Source organism: Actinomycetospora sp. (assembly GCF_055612215.1).
This window is the reverse complement of the sequence record NZ_JBVPVA010000637.1, coordinates 1-1,126: the sequence shown is the minus strand read 5'-3', so window position 1 is coordinate 1,126 and position 1,126 is coordinate 1. Positions and strand designations below refer to the sequence as shown.

The 1,126-nt window shown below is 72.1% G+C and carries 2 protein-coding genes; one reads left to right on the top strand and one right to left on the bottom strand.

Translation table 11 applies throughout. The features are described from left to right. Nucleotides 1–561: mycothiol transferase (locus AC0CYZ_RS17420; RefSeq protein ID WP_472217569.1), on the top strand; the 561-nt coding region annotated here is incomplete at its 5' end. A 96-nt stretch (nucleotides 562–657) separates the two neighbouring features. Here AC0CYZ_RS17420 and AC0CYZ_RS17415 read toward each other — a convergent pair. Continuing rightward, the coding region (locus tag AC0CYZ_RS17415; RefSeq protein ID WP_472217567.1) for an acetamidase/formamidase family protein at nucleotides 658–1,126 on the bottom strand (469 nt) is incomplete at its 5' end.

Here is a 1,126-nt window from a genome sequence, read left to right as displayed (position 1 = left end):
GAGGATCTCCCGGTCGCGGAGCCCCCGACCGGTCCGGTGGTCTTCCGCGCCCCCGTTCAGCGCCGGCAGCCCCCCGAGGTCGCCGAGGAGCGCGAGGCCCTCGAGGGCTGGCTGGACTACTTCCGCACGCAGGTGATCCTGGCCCTCGACGGGCTGCCCCCCGAGGCCCTGCGCCGCCGCGTCCCCGAGACCGGGCCCAGCCTCACCGGCCTCGTCAAGCACCTCACCGAGCTCGAGCGGGCCTGGCTCGTCGAGCGCTGGGGCGAGCGCGGCGGCCGGGCCGCGCGCGCCTTCGTCGACGTCGACGTCGACGAGTCCGACGAGGCGTTCCGCACCAGCGTGCTCGAGGACCCGCTGACGGTCGTGGAGGAGTACCAGGACGTCTGCGAGCGGGCCCGGGACGCCCTCGCCGGCGCGGAGTCCCTCGACGACGCGGTGCGCGACGACCGCCGCGGCCACATCGAGCTGCGCTGGATCCTGCTGCACCTGATCACGCAGACGGCACGGCGCGCGGGGCAGGCGCAGGTGTTGCGGGAGCTGCTGCTGTCCGACGCGGAGTGAGCCCGGGGACCCCGAACGAGGCCCCCAGACCCATCCCGGTGATCCACTCCGGCACCGGCTCGTAGCCTGGCCACCGCTGCCCGCAGCGGCCTACGGTCAGCTCGCGGTGGCGCACTGGCCGCGCTGCACCACCGTCGGGCCGTCGGCACCCGGGCGGATGTCCACGTCGAAGATCCCGGTCGGCACGTAGAGCGAGCAGCAGGCGTTGGGGATGTCGACGATGCCGCTGACCCGCCCCTCGATCGGGGCCGCGCACAGGATCAGGTAGGCCTGCTCGCCGGTGTAGCCGAACTGCGTCAGGTAGTCGATCGCGTGCAGACAGGCCTGCTTGTACGCGATCGTCGCGTTCATGTAGTGCTGGTCGCCGCCCTCGTCGACCGAAATACCGATGAACGAGACGAACTCGTCGTAGCGCGGCTCGTGGCGGCCGGGCTGGAAGATCGGCATCGTCGCCTTGTACTTGTCGACGCCGCCCTTGATGAGGTCGACGTGGACGTCGACGTAGCCGCCCATCTCCACCGCGCCGCAGAAGCTGATCTCGCCGTCGCCCTGGGCGAAGTGCAGG